Source organism: Lysinibacillus sp. NPDC086135, assembly GCF_044746345.1.
Lineage (GTDB): Bacteria > Bacillota > Bacilli > Bacillales_A > Planococcaceae > Lysinibacillus.
The window spans coordinates 17,968-38,874 of sequence record NZ_JBIVCA010000031.1 but is presented as its reverse complement, the minus strand read 5'-3'; the positions used below and the strand labels follow the sequence as shown (position 1 = coordinate 38,874).

Genomic DNA, 20,907 nt, shown 5'->3' with positions numbered 1-20,907 from the left:
CCGCAACCAAAATGGTCCCGTGGTGTAGCGGTTAACATGCCTGCCTGTCACGCAGGAGATCGCCGGTTCGATCCCGGTCGGGACCGCCATTTTTATGCCGGTGTAGCTCAGTTGGTAGAGCAACTGACTTGTAATCAGTAGGTCGTGGGTTCGACTCCTATCGCCGGCACCATCCATGGAGGGGTAGCGAAGTGGCTAAACGCGGCGGACTGTAAATCCGCTCCTTAGGGTTCGGCGGTTCGAATCCGTCCCCCTCCACCAGTTTTATTTAATAGGGGCATAGTTCAACGGTAGAATAGAGGTCTCCAAAACCTTTGGTGTGGGTTCGATTCCTACTGCCCCTGCCAGGTTTCGAGGTACTCGTTATCAAACACTGCTGTGATTACATATAGTGGCGATTGTGGCGAAGTGGTTAACGCACCGGATTGTGGTTCCGGCATTCGTGGGTTCGATTCCCATCAGTCGCCCCATTTAATAATTGGGGTATAGCCAAGCGGTAAGGCAACGGATTTTGATTCCGTCATGCCTAGGTTCGAATCCTAGTACCCCAGCCATTCATTTCTTAATATTAATATGAGCCATTAGCTCAGTTGGTAGAGCATCTGACTTTTAATCAGAGGGTCGAAGGTTCGAGTCCTTCATGGCTCATCATGTTTTTATAAAAATTATGCGCCCGTAGCTCAATTGGATAGAGCGTCTGACTACGGATCAGAAGGTTATGGGTTCGACTCCTGTCGGGCGCGCCAAAAAAGCCTAATAGTATCGGAATGTAGCTCAGCTTGGTAGAGCACTTGGTTTGGGACCAAGGGGTCGTAGGTTCGAATCCTGTCATTCCGACCATCTTTCCTGATTGTTGGGGCCTTAGCTCAGCTGGGAGAGCGCCTGCCTTGCACGCAGGAGGTCAGCGGTTCGATCCCGCTAGGCTCCACCATTTATATATTTTCCGGAGGTATACCCAAGTCTGGCTGAAGGGATCGGTCTTGAAAACCGACAGGCGGGTAACACCGCGCGGGGGTTCGAATCCCTCTACCTCCTCCATTTTTCCGGGTCAGTAGCTCAGTTGGTAGAGCATTAGATTGAAGCTCTAAGTGTCGGCGGTTCGATTCCGTCCTGACCCACCATCTGCGGGTGTAGTTTAATGGTAAAACCTCAGCCTTCCAAGCTGATGTCGTGAGTTCGATTCTCATCACCCGCTCCAAAAAATAATGGGCCTATAGCTCAGCTGGTTAGAGCGCACGCCTGATAAGCGTGAGGTCGATGGTTCGAGTCCATTTAGGCCCACCATTATTCCGAAGTAGCTCAGTTGGTAGTAGCACCTGACTGTTAATCAGGTTGTCGCAGGTTCGAGTCCTGCCTTCGGAGCCAAGGCCCGTTGGTCAAGTGGTTAAGACACCGCCCTTTCACGGCGGTAACACGGGTTCGAATCCCGTACGGGTCATCAAGCATGTTGCACGTTTGTGCAACATGCTTTTTTTATGCCAACTATACTGACAAACAAAGATCACCATTCGTTAATACTGCGAAGGTAGTAACAATGATAAACAAAATTGCAAATGTGGCTGAAAATGTCTCGTGTATTACCTACTTCGGAATAAAAAAACGTTATAATAGCAAATCTATACTCTATAGTTTTTTCCTCTATAATTTCCCCTAATTTTTATAATGTCTACTCAAAATAGGAACCCTAATCCATAAATAATTTTAGTTTTAGAAACATGGAAGAAAGGATATAAAATATTGAACAAAGTATTTCATATATAAAATATGTATGTTTTCTAGCAGATTTTTTCGTGGTGATTATAGTTCCATTCCTCTAATATGAGGGTAGATGGAGGAATTCAATATGAATTTACATGAAGTACAGCGGTTTTTAGAACTTTATCTAGTAGAGCAAAATGAGTCTAAAACATGGCTAGAAAATAAATTACAGCAAATTAAAACAGCAGGCGAATATATACCGACAACGGAAGAATTAATCTTTGGCGCACGAGTAGCATGGCGCAATAGTAATAAGTGTATTGGTCGATTGTTTTGGCAATCGCTGCATGTTGTTGATGCCCGAGATATCTCAAAAGAAGAGGATATTTTCAACGCATTGCTTGAGCATATTCAATATGCAACGAATGATGGGAAAATTCGTCCAACAATAACGATTTTTGCACCGGGGCGAGTTCGTGTATGGAATCATCAGCTAATCCGTTATGCTGGCTATGAAACGGAATCTGGAATCGTTGGTGATCCACATTCTGTTGAGTTTACAAAAGTATGTGAGTCATTTGGCTGGCAAGGTAAGGGAACAGCATTTGACGTGCTTCCGCTCGTTGTACAGGTGGATGGAAGGGAACCACAAGTGTTTACTATCCCTGGCGAATATGTACTAGAGGTACCGATTCGTCATCCTGAATCTCCTCAAGTAGAGAAGCTAGGATTAAAATGGTATGCAGTGCCGATTATTTCGAGCATGCGCTTCCAAATGGCAGGTATCGATTTTGAGACAGCCCCATTCAATGGTTGGTATATGGGTACAGAAATTGGGGCACGTAATTTAGCAGATCATGAGCGTTATAATATGCTGCCCGCTATAGCAGAAATTTTCAACCTTGATACAACCAAACAGGCTTCTCTATGGCGTGATCGAGCATTAGTTGAGCTGAATATTGCCGTTCTACATTCCTTTAAAGACGATGGTGTGAGCATTGTAGATCATCATACAGCTGCACAGCAATTTAAATTGTTTGAAGAAACAGAAGCAGCAGTGGATCGTGAGGTTACAGGCAATTGGACGTGGCTGATTCCACCTCTTTCACCAGCTACAACTCATATTTACCATAAACCTTATGTTAATGTTTACAATACACCGAACTATTTTTATCAGAAACCACCTTATTAGTAGAGAAAGGCAGCTCACTTTAACTTCTTACAGCGGGTGTCCAAACATCCGCTGTAAGAAGTTAAAGCCTCCGGCGGATGTCACGGAATCGGAAAGGAGTTCTTTGTGCAAGCACAAAGCCGATTCCGGACGCAATTATGCCGAGGCATAATTGATCTATTTCAGCGGGTGTCTAAACATCCGCTGGAATAAGATCATGAGCTGCCTTTTTTAATTTACATATTCATTTTTAGAAGCCTTGAATGAACATAAGAAAAGTATCAATACTACGATAACAAATAACCAACCAGCGATATTCCAGCCACCAAATAAATCATGCAAATAACCAAATAAGATTGGGCCGATTGCGGCTAATAAATATCCTAATGATTGTGCAAAACCTGATAAATCGGCTGCCTCAAAAGCTGTACGGGTACGTAGTGTAAAGAACATCATCGCTAATGAGAATGAAGCTCCCCCTGCTAAGCCTAGTAGCACCATCCACAGTACAGCGAGGCTTGTCCATTCCATCACTACTCCGATAAAGCCAACTAAGTAAAATACCGTAAACATTAATACGAGAGGACGTTGAGATGTCATTTTACTAGCGAAAATAGGCACAGCTAAAGCCATTGGAACTTGTGAAAATTGCATGATGGAAAACATCCAGCCTGCACGATCTGCAGCTAAGCCTTGTGATATATATATTTCAGGAATCCAAGCGGCAGTTGTGTAGAATAATAATGACTGAAATCCCATAGCTCCCGCCACTGCCCAAGAAACAGGTGATTTCCATAATGCTGTACGTTCTTTCGTAGTCTTAACAGTCGGTTCAGGCTTATTAAATTTCAACTGTGGAATCCAAATTACAATGGTTAACACCACAAGAACAAGTGAGATTGCCAGTGCACCTTGCCAACCAAGTGATGAATTGGCAACAGGATAGCTAATGCCAGCACCGAGTCCAGCCGTCAAATTCATCGACATTGTGAAAAATGCCATAAGTAAACCTACGTGATAGGGAAATTTCAATTTAAGTAATCCTGGAATTAGTACATTACCGAATGAAATGGCTATACCAATTAGCATCGTACCAAATACGAGTAAACTAGTTGTGCCAAGGGAGCGTAGTACAATCCCTCCCCCTAAAAGAACAGTTGATAAAAATAATGTTAATTCTAATCCAACTTTACGTGCGACAACTGGAGCGAATGGTGAAATGATTGCAAATGCTAGCAATGGGATCGTTGTTAGAAAGCCTGCTAGTATATTGGATATGCCGAGGTCTTCACGAATAAAGGAAATAATTGGTCCAACAACTGTTAGCGGCATCCGTAATGTCGAGGCAATACAAATTACTCCGATAACGAGTAATAAGGTTGTGCCTTTCCAGTTAATTTTTCTGCTAGGATAAGTATCGGTATGTTCATGAGTAGTCAAATAAATCCCCCCTGGGTAGAACAATTTGATTGAATCACTATACCACTTTATCATACAAATAAAAATAGTGGAAAATTCGTAAAATATAGAATATTAATCGATATATTGAAATGCCATAGGTCGTATGTTAAAATAATATCCATCATAAATTTAATATTTAATGCCTCATGTTTGTATTGAGGTAGAGGTCGCGGTATTTAAGAGTATGTTAATGGAAATGACAAGCATTAGAGAAATTAGCTGAAAGGAAATACTGCCGAAGTGTGAGGGGACTTGAAAACCTTATGCTGGGGCTGTCTCCGAAAGGAACAGAACTGTCACGTTTGAACAACGTGTTGAGCTATCATTTTGAAGGAACAGAGGATTTACTTAGCCATCACAGCAACGTTCATGTGATGGCATTTTTTTCGCCTCTTAAAAAAGGAAGGAAGCTATATCGTGAGTGAAATAAAAGTCAATCAGCTCGGTCATAAAGCACCGAAGCTGAAAAAAGAATTAAAAAGCCGTCATATTACAATGATTTCATTAGGCGGTACAATCGGTACAGGACTGTTTTTAGCTAGTGGTGGTGCCATTGCGCAAGCAGGCCCTGGTGGTGCACTACTCGCTTATGCATTAATCGGTATCATGGTGTATTTTCTAATGACGAGCTTAGGAGAAATGGCAGCTTATATGCCATCATCAGGCTCTTTTAGTACGTATGCTACAAAATTTGTAGATCCAGCTTTAGGTTTTGCACTTGGTTGGAACTACTGGTACAACTGGGCAATTACAATTGCAGCGGAAATTTCTGCAGTCTCATTAATTATGAAATATTGGTTCCCAGATAGCTCATCAGCACTTTGGACTGTTTTATTTATTGCTGTAGTTTTAACGTTCAATCTATTATCGGTAAAAAGCTATGGTGAGAGTGAATATTGGTTTGCAATGATAAAAGTTGTAACAGTAATCATTTTTATTATCATCAGTTTTTTTATGATTTTTGGTATTTTAGGAGGACAAGCTCCTGTAGGCTTTACGAATTTCTTCATTAGTGATGGACCATTCCACGGAGGTCTCCTTGCTACATTTGGTATTTTCTTAGCTGCTGGATTCTCGTTCCAAGGGACAGAGTTACTTGGAATAACAGCAGGTGAAACGGATGACCCTGGTAAAAATATTCCGAAAGCCGTTAAGTCTGTTTTCTGGCGAATTCTTTTATTCTATATTTTAGCGATTGCTGCAATTGGGATGCTGATTCCCTTTACAGACGCACGTTTATTATCAGAAGATATTGCTGTTTCACCATTTACACTGGTGTTCGATCGTTTAGGAATTGCCTTTGCTGCATCATTGATGAATGCAATCATTCTAACGGCAATGCTGTCAGCAGGGAATTCAGGGCTTTACGCATCGTCACGTATGCTTTGGCAATTAGCGGTAGATGGACATGCACCGAAAATTTTCACTAAACTAAGCCGTCGAGGTATCCCGATTTACGCATTACTGGCGACTTTAGCTATAGGCTGCCTAGCATTTTTAGCTTCATTCTTTGGTGATGGTGTAGTCTATATGTGGCTTCTAAATGCTTCAGGGATGTCTGGCTTCATTGCCTGGTTAGGTATTGCATTTAGCCATTACCGTTTCCGTCGAGCATTCGAGGTACAAGGCTTAGATCCGAAATTATTGCCGTATAAAGCAAGGCTATTCCCATTCGGCCCGCTATTTGCCTTTACGGTTTGTATGATTGTTGTTATTGGACAAAACTACAGTGCCTTTATGGGTGAAACAATAGATTGGTACGGAGTCCTTGTCTCATATATCGGTATTCCACTGTTTTTACTGTTATGGTTGGGCTATAAAATTAAGCATAAAACAAAAATGCTTCCATTAGAGCATTGTGATTTAAAAGTCGAACAATAAAAAATAAAACTGTCCTGTGAGTCATAGAAAATGACTTGCAGGGCAATTTTTTTAGTTAAATAATAAATTTGTAATTCTAGACGTACAATCAAAATACACCAAGTGAACGATTAATCTTTAAGCGCCAAAACCTCTTATCCCCATAATTGCAATCATCGATCCGTAGATGACAAGAACAAGTAAAATGATGAGTAATCCTAAATATTTAGAAATACCTGTTTGTTTTGTTCGAATTCCAGATATCCCAAAATATATACACATTACCCAAAGTAGAGCACCTAAATAAAAGTAAATCCCGAAAATGCCATTTGCACTTAATGAACTAGCATAAAACAATAACAACCCGATAATACAAAATATTATAGAAAAAAACCCGTAATTCCTTCTAAAAGTCATTTCTTCAGCCCTTTCTAAATTAATTTTGATTATTACCGAAAACATACCAATTAATAGACGGTATTACAAATTATGTATTTTAAAGGTCTTCAGATAACATTACTGGCGAGAACTTTAGTTTCTCAAATCGTCCCCCACTTTTGGTGCACAACCTTAATATGGTAAACTGATAGATAAATAACACATCGCCAAATTTTGGGTAATAAATTTGTTATAAAATGGAGTGGAGGCTGGACGACTCCTTTGGGATTAGCGTCACAGATGAGACCCTGGAGCGTAGCGAATGTTATCTGTGCGACAGCAACAAATGTTTTTTCTGTGCGAAAGCGAAGCGACAGCAACAAAAGCGCCAGCCAGAACGGAAATCAACCCCTCGTTGTGGTGATGATACATAGAAATGGCAAGTCATATATAGACTACTTTATGTTAGGAAGAGGTGCATGATAGTGCAAAAGCATATTTTACTAGTAGAAGATGACGATGCTATTCGTGAAATGGTGGAAAACTATTTAACGATGGAGGGATTCCTTGTCACCTCTGCAGAAAATGGAGAAGAAGCATTACAAAATTGTTTAAATAATTCTTTTGATTTAGTGATCTTGGATATTATGATTCCGAAACTTAATGGATTAGAAGTTTTAAAGATTATACGAGAGCAAGCATCACTTCCAATTATCATTATGTCAGCCAAGGATAGTGATGTCGATAAAGCGTTAGGATTAGGATTAGGGGCAGATGATTATATCGCGAAGCCATTTTCGATGCTGGAATTTTCGGCACGTGTTAAGGCCGCAATTCGTAGAGCTACAAAATACTCCAGTCAAGTAGAGGAGAAGAAAGATATTGTCGAGATAGCCAACTTATCGATTGACCTTGTTAATTTTTCAGTTGAGAAGGATGGACAGCAAATAAAGCTCACATCAAAGGAATTTGGCATCTTAAAATTATTCGTGACAAATCGTAACCGAGTTTTTACAAAGCAGCAAATTTATCAATTGATTTGGAATGATGCTTACTATGGGGATGAAAATATTATTAATGTACATATAAGAAGATTACGCGAAAAAATTGAAGACAATCCATCCAATCCTCTATATATTAAAACACTTTGGGGAATCGGCTATAAATTTGAAGGATAAACAGATGATGATATTACTATTACTGATGATTGTGTTACTTGTAGGTATTATTATTTTTCAGGTGAGAGCAAAAAAACAACAGAACGCTATGATTCAATACATGCATCAAAAACTGCAAGCAATCATTAATGAACAATCGAGCGAGAAGATTTTAGTATCGACAGCTAATCATGAATTACAGCAGCTATTAATTGCGATGAATGCGTTGCTAGACCACAACCAAAAAGTACTGGCGACACATCGAAAAATGGAAAGCTCTATGAAAAAGATGTTGTCTAATATTTCCCATGATCTTAAAACGCCTTTAACAGTTGTATTAGGTTATACGGAAATGCTTAAGCTTAAGCAATCACTTAATGAAGAGGAGCGGCAACGGTTGCTCACTGGCGTTCATTCGAAAACATTGGAAGTATTGAAAATAATCCATACATTTTTTGACCTGGCAAAATTGGAGGCAGGAGATACAGATTATCCAATGACGAAAATTAATGTAAGTGAAATTTGCCGCAAAAATATTTTATCATTTTACGATATGATCACATCTATGGGACTAGAAATCGATATAGCAATACCAGGGATATCCGCATATGCACATGGCAATGAAGAAGCGCTAGATAGGGTTTTGAATAATTTACTGTCAAATGCAGTTGCCTATGGGGCAGTAGGAAACATCATTGGGCTCACAGTAAGAAATGATGATACAAATATTTTTATCGATGTCTGGGATCGTGGGCAGGGGATCGACGAATATCATATTGATAATGTTTTTGAGAGAATGTATACACTTGAGGATTCCAGAAATAAATCCTTCCAAGGGAGTGGCCTTGGCTTAACCATTACAAAACGTCTTGTAGAATTAATGGAGGGTTCCATCCAGCTTTCTAGTACCCCATATGAGAAGACCATTTTTACAGTTTCTTTAAAACGAATGACATATTGAGCAGTCATGCTTGTAGGGCAATTTTATAGCTTTACAGGCTTTTTTTCTGCGCTTAAGAAATTTGTAAGAATCAAGTAATAAATTAGAGAGTTTCATTTTTTATAATAAGGATAGCTAAATTTAAGGGAGAGATCTACATGACATATATTGTGAAAACAAATCAGCTTACGAAGGTGTTTGAAGGAAAAGAAGTCGTTTCTGCTGTGACTATGCATGTGAAAAAGGGAGAGATATACGGTTTTTTAGGTCCGAATGGGGCCGGAAAAACGACAGTTATGAAAATGCTAACAAACCTTTCGAAGCCAACGAGTGGAGATATTGAAATCTTTGGTGAAAAATTAATGGACCGCTCATTCGACGTGCTGAAAAGGATGGGAACGATTATTGAATACCCGATTTTTTATGAACATTTAACAGCAAAGGAGACCTTAGAATTACATTGCGAATATATGGGCTATTATGACAAGAAAGAGATTGCGCATGTTCTAGATTTAGTAAAATTAACAAATACGGAGAATAAGCGTGTAAAAGACTTTTCTCTTGGAATGAAACAACGGTTGGGTATTGCGCGTGCAATTATTACTAAGCCGGAATTACTTATTTTAGACGAGCCGATTAATGGACTAGATCCAGTTGGCATTAAAGAGCTTCGAGAACTATTCAAGATGCTTTGTAAAGAGTATGGAATTACGATTATTATCTCTAGTCATATTTTGGGTGAAATTGAACAATTGGCAGATACAGTTGGGGTTATTAAAGATGGAAGATTGATTAAGGAAGTTTCAATGGACGCTGTCAATCGTAGTCAAACAGATTATATTGAAGTGATTGTCAATAATGGGCAAAAGGCTGCCTTTATTATAGAAAGTAAATTAAATATTACTAATTTCAAACTAATGGATGACAATTGCATTCGAATTTATGATTCGACTGCTTCACAAAAGGTGCTATCTAAAACATTGATTGAGCATGATATTGAAATTGAGGGCATTAGCAAAAAAACAAGCTCATTAGAGGATTATTTCTTGAAGTTAATCAATGGAGGTGTAGTTAGTGCTTAATTTAATGCGTCTAGAAATGAAAAAATATCATATTGGTTCATATATAAAAAAAGCTGTTTTTGCAAATTTTATATTACTAGGTGTTATATTTATGCTTATATTTATTGCTAAAGTAGAAGGGGATCAAGATCTCAGAAATTATCAGGCGGCATTTGGCTTTATAGATTCTGGTGTAAGAGCAGTGTTTATTATTTTTGCTAGTGTGTTAATCGCCAAATTCATTATTGGAGAATTCAAATATAAAACCATCACTGTAGCATTTATGTATCCATTAAGTAGAAAAAAATTAATTGTTTCAAAGCTAGCCATTGTTGTTCTTTTTACTTTTTGTGCAATTATTTTATCGACTATTTTTATAACAGCGGTTTTTTGTACTGTTAGTGAGAGTTTCCAACTGCTTTCAGATACATTGTCGTTCTCTTTCATAATACAACGAATTCCCGTTGTGATCATGAATGCAGTTGCAGCATCATGCATCGCATTAATACCATTGTATTTTGGTATGAAAAAATACTCTGTTCCGGCAACGATTGTATCATCTATATTAATTGTATCGGTTGTTTCATCAAATACGGGTAACTTCAGTTTGTATGATATTATTTTCATCCCAATCACGTTAGCTATTATCGGTATAAGCGTGGCCTATTTATCATTCCGAAACATAGAGAAGATAGATATTTAACTTTCTTTCAGCAATTATTTTCTGTAGCGAAAGCGCAGTGAAACGAAGCGGCAGCAACAATGTTTTAACTGTGCGAAAGCGCAGTGAAACGAAGCGGCAGCAACAACAAAGCGTCCAGTTGGAACGGAAATCACCCCACGTTCTGAAAAGGCCCTTTACATGTAAAAATGCCAGACACAAAACCAAATGAAGGTCTTTGTGTCTGGCATTTTATTAAACAAATACCGTTTGCCATAATAAATAAAGATTTAAAACGACTACAATCACCACGACAATCCATCCTAATATAGTTGTAATACGATGGTTGACGAGGCTTCCCATGATGGTACGTTTACTTGTAAACATCACAAGTGGTACAAGAGCAAATGCAATACCAAAGGATAAAATAACCTGGCTTAGGACAAGCGCATATGTTGCATTAACGCCGGATGCAATGATCACCAGAGGAGGTAGCATTGTAATAGCACGGCGTAAATAGAGTGGGATTTTCTTTCTAATGAAGCCTTGCATCACAACGTCACCTGCGAGTGTACCAACTGAAGAGCTAGCAAGACCCGCAATAAGAAGCCCAAGGCCAAAGGACACGGCCGCCATCGGACCAAGCGCTGCTTTTAATCCGTTATAAGCGATATCTAAGTCTTCAACTACTACGCCTTGAGTATGGAATACTGCTGCAGCAATAATAAGCATACTCATATTGATAGCGCCTGCGACAATCATCGCGATGATAATATCAATAAATTCAAAACGGAATATACGTTTTTTTTCAGCATCATTTCGGCCGATGATACGACTTTGAGTTAGTGAAGAATGTAAGTAAATAGCGTGTGGCATAACAGTTGCTCCTAAAATACCTGTTGCCAGTAAAATAGAATCTATACCATCAAAGCGTGGTGTGAACATGCCTATTGTTACATCGACCCAATTTGGCTGTGCCAAAAATGTTTGGAATGCAAACGCTAATACGACAATAAGCACCATGCCAGAAATACCTGCCTCAAACGCTCTAAAACCTCTGCGCTGTAATTCTAAAATAGCAAATGAGCCGACTGCGGTAATAAGCGCTGCAGGCAACATTGGAATGTTAAATAACAAGTACAGCCCTAGTGCAGCACCAATAAATTCTGCTAGGTCTGTTGCAATAATGACCAATTCAGCCTGTATCCATAAAAATATAGAAGTTTTTCTAGAAAAATTTTCACGTGCTATTTCGGGTAAATTTTTGCCTGTCGCAATACCAAGCTTTGCCGATAAGGATTGAATTAACACCGCCATTAAATTGGAAAAGGCGATTACCCACAGTAGTAAATATCCATATTGTGAACCTGCTGTTATATTTGTTGCGAAGTTGCCTGGATCAATATAGGCGACTGCTGCGATGAAGGCTGGGCCAAGAAACGGTAAGATTCGTCGCCAACCTTTTATATCTCCATCTAAAACCGCCTCAGCGGACGATTTATTCATTTGTTTGTAAACCATATTGTTCCCTCGTTTCAAAGAGTATCGCAAGTGAAATAAAGTTTCCTAGAGGAAAATGTTATATTCTTATTTTATAGCTAGAAGAAGAAAATGTGAAGGAGTTTGCTCAATGTTTTTCTAAATCCGAAATGTTTTTAATTTAGTGAAGGACTTTGATTTTGTTTGTGTATCATAATGTATTGAAGCATCATAATAAAATATTCGCTTCATTTTAAAATGATCCAAGGATTAATGTACTTTGGCATTTTAAAAGAGGGAATATACTTATAAGGTGGCTTTTAACTTCTTCCATCAATTGGAACGAAAGTGAGACAGCAGTTATAAGTGTCTCCCTCCTCTATAGGTGGTAAGATGAATGGCAGGTTTAGGTAACTTTTCAGCGGTTGTCCAAACATCTATACCTTACGCTACGTTTTCGGCACAAAAAACGTCTGTAGCTGACACTTCGCTTTCGCTACAGAAAATTACTGTAGCTGCCGCTTTGCTTTCGCTACAGAAAACATTTGCTGAAAGAAGTTAAAGCGTTATTCTTCAAATAATAAAGAATCATGCCGAAGTTGAGGAATGATAGAGTAGGCTAGGCGACTCGGTGGGAATTCATAGAGGTGACCCTGAAATGCAAGCGAAGCGGCTTCCTAGGAAAGCGCCCAGTTGGAACGGAAGTCAACCACACGTATGGTAGTGAGACGTAATTAAAATATTCGAAATATCAAGTAAAAAAAATTTTTTGTAACCGTTTTTTTCATCTTTACTTTTTTTTAATACAGGCGTAATATGACATCATTATATAAGTTTCAAATTTCTAAATCGCTGAAGCAATTAGACGCGGGGGACCCAATTTTTTGGATTACATAGGTAATCCTTGGGGTGAATCTCTTCATTTATTGAGGGGTAGGGCTACTCAGGCCCGAATCCGACAGCTAACCTCGTAAGCGTTAAGAGCAGAAAAGTGGAGCTTGGCAGACGAATGAGCGTCTACAAGTCTTATTTAGTGATGACTTGTAGATTTTTTTTATCTTCATTTTATAAAACAAGGCCCCGGTGATTGGCACAAAAACCGATTATGCTAAAGTGTAATCGATTTAGAAATGCGAAACACATTCTATGAAACTAGAAGGTGTTGAATATGAAATCCTCATTAAAACGTTATATTATCGGTAAACCATTAAGATCTGATGCGTTAGGGGAACAAAAGCTTAGTAAAACAAAAGCACTTGCCATACTATCTTCTGATGCGTTGTCATCAGTAGCGTATGGACCTGAGCAAATTTTAATTGTACTCATGACGGTAAGTACGGTTGCCTTTTGGTATTCTCTACCGATTGCTGCTGGGGTAGTTGTGTTACTGACAGCACTTATTTTCTCGTATCGCCAAGTTATTTATGCGTATCCACATGGTGGCGGAGCATATGTAGTTTCTCGGGAAAATTTAGGTGTCAATGCAGGTCTAGTAGCAGGTGGATCATTGCTTGTCGATTATATTTTAACAGTTGCGGTAAGTGTATCGGCTGGAACAGATGCCCTTACTTCGGCATTTCCAAGTTTGCATCCCTATAACGTGGTAATCGCTGTGTTTTTTGTTATATGTTTAACGATTCTAAACCTACGTGGTGTCACAGAATCGGCATCCATTTTAGCGTATCCAGTTTATTTGTTTGTGATTGTGATGCTAATGTTAATCGGGGTAGGGGTTTATAACGTACTAACAGGGCAAGTTCCTGCAGCGTTACATCCAAAGGTCGGTACACCAGTTGCAGGTATTAGTTTATTTATATTATTAAAAGCATTTGCATCAGGAAGCTCAGCTTTGACTGGTGTTGAAGCCATTTCAAATGCTATTCCAAATTTTAGAGATCCAGCGCCGAAAAATGCGTCTAAAACATTACTGGCTATGGGCGGTATTTTAGCAGTGCTATTTATCGGTATTGTGAGTCTAGCATATTTTTATGGAGTTGCTCCAAATGCGAAAGAAACGGTTGTCTCACAAATTGCGGAGGCAAGTGTAGGTCGTAATATTTTTTACTATATAGTACAAGGAACAACAGCGATGATATTAGTACTCGCTGCGAATACAGGATATTCGGCATTTCCTTTACTGGCTGTCAATTTATCGAAGGACGGATTTATCCCAAGAATATTCCAAATTCGCGGGGATCGACTTGGTTATTCAAATGGCATTATGATGCTTGGTTTAGCTGCCATTGTTTTAATCTTTTTATTTGATGGAACAACAGAGCATTTGATTCCACTTTATGCAGTAGGGGTGTTTATTCCGTTTACTTTAGCGCAGGCTGGAATGATGCGAAAATGGTGGCGTGAAAAGCCAAAAGGTTGGTTTGCTAAATTTACGATCAATACGGTTGGAGCGATCATTTCTTTTATAGTAGCCATGATGTTTTTTGTGACAAAATTACCTCAAGTATGGCCAGTGTTTATCTTTTTACCAATTATTATTTGGACGTTCCATCGTATTAAACAGCATTACAAAACAGTTGGTGAACAGCTAAGATTAGATAATGTGGAATTACCGAATGTGGAGGGTAATGTTTTCATTGTCCCTGTTGCTGGTATTACGAAAGTAGTAGAAAACACTTTGCATTACGCGCAGACATTAAACGTTGATAAAATTATTGCCTTTTATGTGGCCTTCGATCAAGCGGACGCAAAAGCGTTTGAGGAGAAATGGAAAGCTTGGCAGCCAGATATACGGCTTGTAACATACTATTCACCATATCGAAGTATTACACAACCGTTGATGAAGTTTATTGATAAAGTTGAACATCAATGTACGAAATCAGGCTATCAAGTAACAGTTATTATTCCACAGTTTTTACCGAAAAAAGGATGGCATCATATGTTACACAATCAATCGAGTCTATTAATTCGCGCTTCGCTATTATTTCACAAAAATATCGTCATTATGACAGTGCCCTTTCATTTATCAAAATAATGACTAGCAAGCTCGAAAATAGTCTGATATAATCATTACGTTGATTGTAAAACACGAACGTTAACAATCGAAAGTTACTGAAATAATAGTAAATTCCGAAAATGCAAACTTTGTTTAGTGTGAGATATAAGCACATACCGAATAAAGTGCCGTTTTTGGAAATAACGCCAAGGCGTGATAAATATTAGGGATTTCTTTAATGGTTCATCACCAAAAGTTGAGAATGACTTTTGTTAAAATGTATACTATGTAAATTAGTTGATTGGAGTGGAGGCTGGACGCCCCCAGTCGGAACGGAAATCAACCACACGTTTTGGTGATGATACAGTTTAATACTATTTCACTCATATAATAGCGAGAATATGGCTCGCAAGTTTCTACCGATTTACCGTAAATAAATCGACTATGGGTAGCAATGCTCTAGAAGACCTCATAAAAGTTGTTTTCTATTCGTTTCGACGTTTTTACGTTGAATGCTTTGCTCCACTCGTAGATGATTGGAATCAAAGTATTCAGCGTTTTTTATTACTTGCATTGCTTCTGGCGCTTGCCTGTAACGGAATGCGTTGCTCATGAAGAGCTATTACTATAAGAAAGAAGGCTATCAAGGAAATGAAGTTATTACACGACAAAATTACACAAGAGGGTAAAGTTTTATCTTCATCTGTATTAAAAGTAGATTCATTTTTAAATCATCAAATTGACCCAATGCTTATGAAGGAAATTGGTCATGAGTTTGCAAATCGATTCTCTGATCAAGTCATCACAAAGATATTAACAATCGAATCTTCTGGTATCGCACCATCTGTAATGCTAGGTCTTGAAATCGGTGCTCCTGTAGTGTTTGCACGTAAGCGTAAATCACTAACATTATCAGATAATCTGTATTCTTCAAAAGTACATTCTTTCACCAAAAATGAAACTAATGATATTTCAGTATCACGTAATTTCTTAAATGAAGATGATAACATTCTAATTGTTGATGATTTCTTAGCTAATGGGGAAGCTGTCAAAGGTTTGCTTGATATCGCAGCACAAGCTGGTGCAAATGTTGTGGGTATAGGCATTGTTATTGAAAAAGGCTTCCAAGACGGTGGGAAAATATTACGCCAGCAAGGGGTTCGCGTAGAATCATTAGCAATTGTAAACTCTCTTGAGGATGGTAAAGTAACATTTGCTACGGAGGCTAATGCGTAATGAATACCGTTAAATCGACGACGCTAGCTATTCAACATTTACTTGCGATGTATGCAGGAGCCATTTTAGTACCACTGATTATCGGTGGGGCAATCGGCTTTGATTCAACACAAATGACGTATTTAGTAGCGATTGACATTATGATGTGTGGGGTCGCAACACTTTTACAAGTGTATTCAGGTAAAATGATCGGTATTGGTTTGCCAGTAGTACTAGGCTGTACATTTACAGCAGTTAGTCCAATTATTGCAATCGGTACAAATCCTGAACAAGGTATTACTGATATTTATGGATCTATTATTGCATCAGGTATAATTGTTATGATTATTGCAGGCTTTTTCGGTAAGTTAGTAAAATTCTTCCCACCAGTTGTTACAGGCTCGGTTGTGTCGATTATCGGTATCTCTTTACTACCAGTAGCTTTAAACAATATGGCAGGTGGACAAGATGCAGCAGATTTTGCATCTGGTTCTAATGTAACTTTAGCGTTTATTACATTGGTTATTATTTTAGTCGTTTATCGTTTTTCTACAGGTTTCATTCGTGCAATTTCCATTTTAATCGGATTAGTCGTAGGGACAATCCTAGGAGTATTTATGGGGAAGGTTGATTTTAGCCCAGTTTCAGATGCTGCTGTATTACACATGGTTCAGCCATTCTATTTTGGGGTGCCAACATTTAATTTATCTGCAATCATTACGATGACGCTTGTAGCAATGGTTTCTTTAGTAGAGTCATCAGGGGTTTATTTTGCACTGAGTGATATTTGTAATAAAAAATTAGATTCAAAAGATTTATCACGTGGGTACCGTTCAGAAGGTCTAGCCTCTGTTATCGGCGGTATTTTCAACGCTTTCCCATATACAACATTCTCGCAAAACGTGGGACTTACGCGTATGTCAGGCGTCAAAGACCGTAAAGTCATTTACATCACAGGTGGTTTACTAGTAGCACTTGGTTTCCTGCCAAAAATCGCAGCGTTAACAACGATTATTCCAACACCAGTACTTGGTGCGGCAATGCTAGCGATGTTTGGTATGGTTATTACACAAGGTATGGGCATGCTAGTACCTGTTATGAATGAATCAGCGGAAAACGCCATGATTGCTGCAATTGCAGTTAGCCTTGGTGTCGGTGTATCGGTTGTTCCGGGGATTTTTGATGCACTACCAAAAGGTGTTTCTCTTCTAACATCTAACGGTATCGTTTGTGGTTCAGTGACAGCGATTATTCTTAATATTTTATTCAACATGATTGGGCCTAAGCATAAGGAAGACCCGATGCATGGAGAAGCTTAAAGGAAATCTATAAAAAATGTCGTCTACTTCTAAAGTAGATGACATTTTTTTATGCGAAAGAGGGCTACCGAATGAGGGGGGAACTGTATTTTTACTTTACAACAAGGTTATGACTATTTTTATTCAGCTAAAAAGGCAGAAAGTGTATGAAAAATATGGTTAGAGATTATTGATTATAAATTGGAAAGTTTATATGATTTATTGCAATAAATGGTAATGGTTGTATTGCCAGTTGAAAAAGGGAAGTAATTTTTTATCTATTTATATCCAGTGAGTTGATTATATGCTTTTTGTTAGTATTATGTATGACAAGGAGTTGACTGCAAACATAATAATATCATTAATGATATTGAGTGGGTCGGTACTTATTTTATTCGGTGTAACAGATTTAATTTCTTACAGTACTTATTTTAGTATTTAACCTATCACCAATGAAGTTAAAAAGAATATTGCTATTTTTATTTGGATTGCTTTGGTCAGGTTTATTCTTTTTCATCTTTATTACCGGGGAATATTAAATTTACGGCTGTCTCTTTATTTCATAAGACTAGCCTATAAAAGGGTAGAATTAGGTATTGTAATGCAGTTTGAAATGGAATATCATGAACCTTATGGAAAGGTTGGGTATAAATGAATTTAAAGACTGCTAAAGAAGTTATTGAAGAACTACAAGTAACTATGAATTCACATATGTGTCAAGAAGAAAGAATGAAATTGGAAGTTTGGTTAAAAGAGTATTACATAGACGAACTAATAAAAAATAAAGTACCAATGAATTCGGATTGCTAGTCATTTAAAAAGGGTAACCATTAAAGTGGACACTTCATTTCGAAGGTGTCCTTTAAATACCCACCACTCAAAGTATCCCGCCCAAATAGTATTGGGCTAAAGCATAAGGAAGACCCGATGCATGGGACGTTTAAAAGATTTCTATAATAAACAAAATGTCATCTACTTCTATAGTAGGTGACATTTTTTTATGAAAAGTAGATGTTTAAATATTAAATGGTAGGGAATCTAGAAAATAGATACATCTTAATAGAATGCAAGTCGATGTCCCAACATATATTTAAAACAAATAAAACTACTTTTGAAAGGTCTCTTACAAAATGCAAAGTATATTTCTGATTTTAATACTTCAATTAATTTATGTGCCTTTTTTAACGTTACGTACAATACTTTTAGTGAAGAACGTTACTTTCCTTGCCGCCATATTCGGTATGCTAGAGATGTTAGTGTATGTATTTGGCCTTTCACTCGTCTTTAGTGGGAAGCAAAGTATGTTAGCTATGGTCTTTTATGCAGTTGGCTTTGGGTTGGGTATATTTTTAGGGGCCAAAATTGAACGTAAATTAGCGATTGGCTATGTTTATACGACTATTAATACGCAAAATAAGAATGAAGAACTTGTGAAATTTCTTCGGAATGAAGGGTTTGCGGTCACGATTTACATTGGTGAGGGGAGAGATAGTAACAGCTATAAATATGAAATATTAACAAAGAGAAACCGTGAGACGGAATTGTTCCAAATTGTTGAGCATTATGAACCGAATGCTTTTATTATTTCGTACGAGCCTAAATCATTTAAAGGTGGATTTTTACTGGATCGAATGAAGGTAAAACATAAATAGTTTTTCCTTAACATTGCCCTTTTGTCTTTATGCAGAAGGGCATTTTTTTGTGTTATACAATCCATCGAAACATCATACCATCACAACCCAATTATGCCGGGCATAATGTGCTGCTGTCGCTACGCTTTCGCGCAGATAAACAATGCGTCCGGAATTGGCTTTGTGCTTAGGACTGCACGATAACTGCTAACATTCTTTACTGACCTCTTTCCGATTCCGTCACATCCGTTGTAAGAAGTTAAATGTGAGAAATTTAGCGACCAAGCTCGATAAAAAATATTACTATTATTATACCGACAGACGTGAACAATAACATGTTCAAATTGATTTTTTCATACTATAAAAACATGCAAGTCTCGAAAGGGGTGTTGTATGTATTTTTTTACGAAAGGCTTGGTCATTCTTATAGGAAGTGCAGCGGTAGCATTAGGGATAAACTTATTCTTAACGCCCTATCAAATTTTAGATGGGGGCGTTGTAGGGATAGCGCTTATTTTACACTATATATATAAGCTTAAAATAGGTTTAATGATCATCATTATTAGTATCCCAATTTTCGTTATTTCTTGGTATAAATACAGAGCGTATTTTTACAATAGTATCCATGGATTATTCGCATATTCTCTTAGTATCGATTTACTAAAGCCCGTCCGGAATTTTATTCATGTAGATGCCATCTATAGCGCCATATTTGGAGGGGTACTTATGGGCTTTGGTGTTGGTTTGATGCTTAGATTTCAGACAAGCACTGGTGGTACAGATTTGATTGCCCAATTTTTAAGTGATAAAACTGGAATTAATGTCGGGATACTTATTTTTATGATAGATTCAATCGTCATCGTCATAGGGGGACTGCTTTTATCTTCTAATACATTATTGCTTTCTATTATTACAATTTTGGTAGCAGGGATTACTACAAGTATCATAACTAGCCGTGTTTAATAAAAAATAGCTTCAGTAGGACTGAAACTATTTTGAAAATCGTTATCGAGAGCTCTTCATCATTCGCTTTTTAGGATGTGCGGGCTTTACTTCCGCAATTAATATGGCGAGTAAAATCAGTACTGCCCCTACAACCATACGACTTGTTAATACTTCATGTAAGAATATAACGGATAATACCATGCCGAAGAAGGATTCTGTTGACAGGATAATCGCAGCCTTTGTAGCAGATGTATATTGATTCGCAATATTTTGAAAAAGATAGGCGAGGGTAGTTGAAAAAATGGCTAAATAAACGATTGAATAGATTGCCTCTTTTTCAAGAGTAGTTGGGATATCGCCTTGACTGACTACGACCAAAACACCTAAAAGAGATGCTGTGATAAATTGAATAATCGTCAGAGCAATGGCATCTTCCTTTTGGACAAAAAGGTTCGTACAAAAAATATCAAAGGCAAAGGCGACAGCACAAGCTAAGGAAAGTGCATCTCCGATATTCATTGTTAGTGAGCCCTGCAAAGAAAGAAAACCAATACCAACAATAGCGATGATCGAACCGATAATCTCGTAGCCATCTATACGACGTTTGTAAACCGCAAACGCAATAATTGGGACAATAATGACATTCACAGCAGTTAAAAATGCATTTTTAGATGGCGTTGTATATTGTAACCCTACTGTCTGAAGGGCAAAGGCAATATACAAAATGCTTCCTAACAAAATACCTTTCCAGATAACTGATTTTGAAACTTTTTTTAATTTATATCCAAATAAGACTATCAGGATAATTGAAGCTAATAAAAATCTACCTGCCATTACTTGATAGGCTGTTAAATATTCTAATGCAATAGCCGTTATGACAAAACCGCTACCCCAAACGATTGCAGTGACTAATAGCATACCATCAGCTATGTATTGTTTCATCATTCCTCCTCCTAACTTCAATAGAATAACATGAGATGGGAGAAAATAATTTGATTT

At 38.0% G+C, this 20,907-nt stretch carries 16 protein-coding genes, 16 tRNA genes and 3 riboswitches; of the genes, 28 read left to right on the top strand and 4 right to left on the bottom strand.

Annotated features, from left to right (window positions below; genetic code table 11):
- The first annotated feature begins 13 nt into the window (after positions 1-13).
- From ACIPKN_RS25505 to ACIPKN_RS25425, 17 genes are all read left to right on the top strand, one after another.
- Positions 14-89, top strand: a tRNA-Asp gene (locus tag ACIPKN_RS25505).
- A 7-nt stretch (positions 90-96) separates the two neighbouring features.
- A tRNA-Thr gene (locus ACIPKN_RS25500) sits at positions 97-172 on the top strand.
- A gap of 5 nt (positions 173-177) precedes the next feature.
- Positions 178-261: transfer RNA gene (locus tag ACIPKN_RS25495), tRNA-Tyr, on the top strand.
- Positions 262-273: 12 nt separating this feature from the next.
- A tRNA-Trp gene (locus ACIPKN_RS25490) sits at positions 274-347 on the top strand.
- Positions 348-394: 47 nt separating this feature from the next.
- Positions 395-470, top strand: a tRNA-His gene (locus tag ACIPKN_RS25485).
- Positions 471-479: 9 nt separating this feature from the next.
- Positions 480-554 (top strand) — tRNA-Gln (locus tag ACIPKN_RS25480).
- Between the two features lie 21 nt (positions 555-575).
- Positions 576-648, top strand: a tRNA-Lys gene (locus tag ACIPKN_RS25475).
- A gap of 21 nt (positions 649-669) precedes the next feature.
- Positions 670-746: transfer RNA gene (locus ACIPKN_RS25470), tRNA-Arg, on the top strand.
- 17 nt (positions 747-763) lie between these two features.
- Positions 764-840, top strand: a tRNA-Pro gene (locus tag ACIPKN_RS25465).
- Positions 841-855: 15 nt separating this feature from the next.
- Positions 856-931 (top strand) — tRNA-Ala (locus ACIPKN_RS25460).
- A 14-nt stretch (positions 932-945) separates the two neighbouring features.
- Positions 946-1,038, top strand: a tRNA-Ser gene (locus tag ACIPKN_RS25455).
- Between the two features lie 7 nt (positions 1,039-1,045).
- A tRNA-Phe gene (locus ACIPKN_RS25450) sits at positions 1,046-1,121 on the top strand.
- A gap of 3 nt (positions 1,122-1,124) precedes the next feature.
- Positions 1,125-1,198: transfer RNA gene (locus tag ACIPKN_RS25445), tRNA-Gly, on the top strand.
- Positions 1,199-1,207: 9 nt separating this feature from the next.
- Positions 1,208-1,284, top strand: a tRNA-Ile gene (locus ACIPKN_RS25440).
- Between the two features lie 4 nt (positions 1,285-1,288).
- Positions 1,289-1,365 (top strand) — tRNA-Asn (locus tag ACIPKN_RS25435).
- A gap of 1 nt (position 1,366) precedes the next feature.
- Positions 1,367-1,438: transfer RNA gene (locus tag ACIPKN_RS25430), tRNA-Glu, on the top strand.
- Positions 1,439-1,843: 405 nt separating this feature from the next.
- Positions 1,844-2,890, top strand: coding sequence for a nitric oxide synthase oxygenase (locus tag ACIPKN_RS25425; protein ID WP_400941585.1), 1,047 nt, complete (start codon positions 1,844-1,846; stop codon positions 2,888-2,890).
- A gap of 210 nt (positions 2,891-3,100) precedes the next feature.
- On the opposite strand, the gene ACIPKN_RS25420 is transcribed toward ACIPKN_RS25425, so the two are convergent.
- A complete protein-coding gene (locus ACIPKN_RS25420; protein WP_400941583.1) occupies positions 3,101-4,309 on the bottom strand; it encodes a CynX/NimT family MFS transporter in 1,209 nt (402 codons plus the stop codon).
- A gap of 174 nt (positions 4,310-4,483) precedes the next feature.
- A riboswitch (Lysine riboswitch) is annotated at positions 4,484-4,660 on the top strand.
- An 87-nt stretch (positions 4,661-4,747) separates the two neighbouring features.
- On the opposite strand from ACIPKN_RS25420, the gene ACIPKN_RS25415 reads away from it, so the two are divergent.
- A complete protein-coding gene (locus ACIPKN_RS25415) occupies positions 4,748-6,211 on the top strand; it encodes an amino acid permease (RefSeq protein ID WP_400941580.1) in 1,464 nt (487 codons plus the stop codon).
- A 117-nt stretch (positions 6,212-6,328) separates the two neighbouring features.
- Here the strand turns inward: ACIPKN_RS25415 and ACIPKN_RS25410 are convergent, their stop codons facing one another.
- The gene (locus ACIPKN_RS25410; RefSeq protein ID WP_400941577.1) at positions 6,329-6,607 is read right to left on the bottom strand and encodes a hypothetical protein; all 279 of its coding nucleotides are present in this window, start codon (positions 6,605-6,607) and stop codon (positions 6,329-6,331) included.
- Positions 6,608-7,053: 446 nt separating this feature from the next.
- Here ACIPKN_RS25410 and ACIPKN_RS25405 point away from each other — a divergent pair, with 446 nt between their 5' ends.
- The 4 genes from ACIPKN_RS25405 to ACIPKN_RS25390 all read left to right on the top strand — a co-directional run bounded on the left by ACIPKN_RS25405 (position 7,054) and on the right by ACIPKN_RS25390 (position 10,429).
- Complete coding sequence (locus ACIPKN_RS25405; RefSeq protein WP_400941591.1) at positions 7,054-7,746, top strand: response regulator transcription factor; 693 nt, start codon at positions 7,054-7,056, stop codon at positions 7,744-7,746.
- A gap of 4 nt (positions 7,747-7,750) precedes the next feature.
- The gene (locus ACIPKN_RS25400) at positions 7,751-8,686 is read left to right on the top strand and encodes a sensor histidine kinase (protein WP_400941575.1); all 936 of its coding nucleotides are present in this window, start codon (positions 7,751-7,753) and stop codon (positions 8,684-8,686) included.
- A gap of 137 nt (positions 8,687-8,823) precedes the next feature.
- Positions 8,824-9,747 carry an ABC transporter ATP-binding protein gene (locus tag ACIPKN_RS25395; RefSeq protein ID WP_400941573.1) on the top strand — a complete coding sequence of 308 codons (924 nt, stop codon included), beginning with the start codon at positions 8,824-8,826 and terminating at the stop codon, positions 9,745-9,747.
- Entirely contained in the window at positions 9,740-10,429 is a 690-nt protein-coding gene (locus ACIPKN_RS25390; protein ID WP_400941570.1) for an ABC transporter permease, read from the top strand. The genes ACIPKN_RS25395 and ACIPKN_RS25390 overlap by 8 nt, the downstream gene beginning before the upstream one ends.
- A gap of 213 nt (positions 10,430-10,642) precedes the next feature.
- On the opposite strand, the gene ACIPKN_RS25385 is transcribed toward ACIPKN_RS25390, so the two are convergent.
- Positions 10,643-11,938, bottom strand: coding sequence for an Nramp family divalent metal transporter (locus ACIPKN_RS25385; RefSeq protein WP_400941567.1), 1,296 nt, complete (start codon positions 11,936-11,938; stop codon positions 10,643-10,645).
- Positions 11,939-12,263: 325 nt separating this feature from the next.
- On the opposite strand from ACIPKN_RS25385, the gene ACIPKN_RS25380 reads away from it, so the two are divergent.
- The 6 genes from ACIPKN_RS25380 (at position 12,264) to ACIPKN_RS25355 (ending at position 19,926) form a co-directional block, all read left to right on the top strand.
- Complete coding sequence (locus ACIPKN_RS25380) at positions 12,264-12,428, top strand: hypothetical protein (RefSeq protein ID WP_400941564.1); 165 nt, start codon at positions 12,264-12,266, stop codon at positions 12,426-12,428.
- A gap of 278 nt (positions 12,429-12,706) precedes the next feature.
- Positions 12,707-12,857: riboswitch (cyclic di-AMP (ydaO/yuaA leader) on the top strand.
- 177 nt (positions 12,858-13,034) lie between these two features.
- Positions 13,035-14,858: an APC family permease gene (locus tag ACIPKN_RS25375; protein ID WP_400941561.1), complete on the top strand. Its 1,824-nt coding sequence runs from the start codon at positions 13,035-13,037 to the stop codon at positions 14,856-14,858.
- A gap of 324 nt (positions 14,859-15,182) precedes the next feature.
- A riboswitch (purine riboswitch) is annotated at positions 15,183-15,284 on the top strand.
- Between the two features lie 186 nt (positions 15,285-15,470).
- Positions 15,471-16,055, top strand: a complete 585-nt coding sequence (locus tag ACIPKN_RS25370) for a xanthine phosphoribosyltransferase (RefSeq protein ID WP_400941559.1) — start codon at positions 15,471-15,473, stop codon at positions 16,053-16,055.
- Complete coding sequence (locus tag ACIPKN_RS25365; RefSeq protein WP_400941556.1) at positions 16,055-17,353, top strand: nucleobase:cation symporter-2 family protein; 1,299 nt, start codon at positions 16,055-16,057, stop codon at positions 17,351-17,353. The genes ACIPKN_RS25370 and ACIPKN_RS25365 overlap by 1 nt, the downstream gene beginning before the upstream one ends.
- A gap of 1,109 nt (positions 17,354-18,462) precedes the next feature.
- Positions 18,463-18,984 carry a DUF2179 domain-containing protein gene (locus ACIPKN_RS25360; protein WP_400941553.1) on the top strand — a complete coding sequence of 174 codons (522 nt, stop codon included), beginning with the start codon at positions 18,463-18,465 and terminating at the stop codon, positions 18,982-18,984.
- 372 nt (positions 18,985-19,356) lie between these two features.
- Positions 19,357-19,926 carry a YitT family protein gene (locus ACIPKN_RS25355; protein ID WP_400941550.1) on the top strand — a complete coding sequence of 190 codons (570 nt, stop codon included), beginning with the start codon at positions 19,357-19,359 and terminating at the stop codon, positions 19,924-19,926.
- A 42-nt stretch (positions 19,927-19,968) separates the two neighbouring features.
- On the opposite strand, the gene ACIPKN_RS25350 is transcribed toward ACIPKN_RS25355, so the two are convergent.
- Positions 19,969-20,850: a DMT family transporter gene (locus ACIPKN_RS25350; protein ID WP_400941588.1), complete on the bottom strand. Its 882-nt coding sequence runs from the start codon at positions 20,848-20,850 to the stop codon at positions 19,969-19,971.
- Between the last annotated feature and the right edge of the window lie 57 nt (positions 20,851-20,907).

Bases quoted from the DNA above. Each gene is read 5' to 3' on its own strand.
- ACIPKN_RS25425 (WP_400941585.1), top strand. From the start codon at position 1,844: ATGAATTTACATGAAGTACAGCGGTTTTTAGAACTTTATCTAGTAGAG.
- ACIPKN_RS25410 (WP_400941577.1), bottom strand. From the start codon at position 6,607: ATGACTTTTAGAAGGAATTACGGGTTTTTTTCTATAATATTTTGTATT.
- ACIPKN_RS25400 (WP_400941575.1), top strand. From the start codon at position 7,751: ATGATGATATTACTATTACTGATGATTGTGTTACTTGTAGGTATTATT.
- ACIPKN_RS25395 (WP_400941573.1), top strand. From the start codon at position 8,824: ATGACATATATTGTGAAAACAAATCAGCTTACGAAGGTGTTTGAAGGA.
- ACIPKN_RS25380 (WP_400941564.1), top strand. From the start codon at position 12,264: ATGGCAGGTTTAGGTAACTTTTCAGCGGTTGTCCAAACATCTATACCT.
- ACIPKN_RS25375 (WP_400941561.1), top strand. From the start codon at position 13,035: ATGAAATCCTCATTAAAACGTTATATTATCGGTAAACCATTAAGATCT.
- ACIPKN_RS25370 (WP_400941559.1), top strand. From the start codon at position 15,471: ATGAAGTTATTACACGACAAAATTACACAAGAGGGTAAAGTTTTATCT.
- ACIPKN_RS25365 (WP_400941556.1), top strand. From the start codon at position 16,055: ATGAATACCGTTAAATCGACGACGCTAGCTATTCAACATTTACTTGCG.
- ACIPKN_RS25360 (WP_400941553.1), top strand. From the start codon at position 18,463: ATGCAAAGTATATTTCTGATTTTAATACTTCAATTAATTTATGTGCCT.
- ACIPKN_RS25355 (WP_400941550.1), top strand. From the start codon at position 19,357: ATGTATTTTTTTACGAAAGGCTTGGTCATTCTTATAGGAAGTGCAGCG.
- ACIPKN_RS25350 (WP_400941588.1), bottom strand. From the start codon at position 20,850: ATGAAACAATACATAGCTGATGGTATGCTATTAGTCACTGCAATCGTT.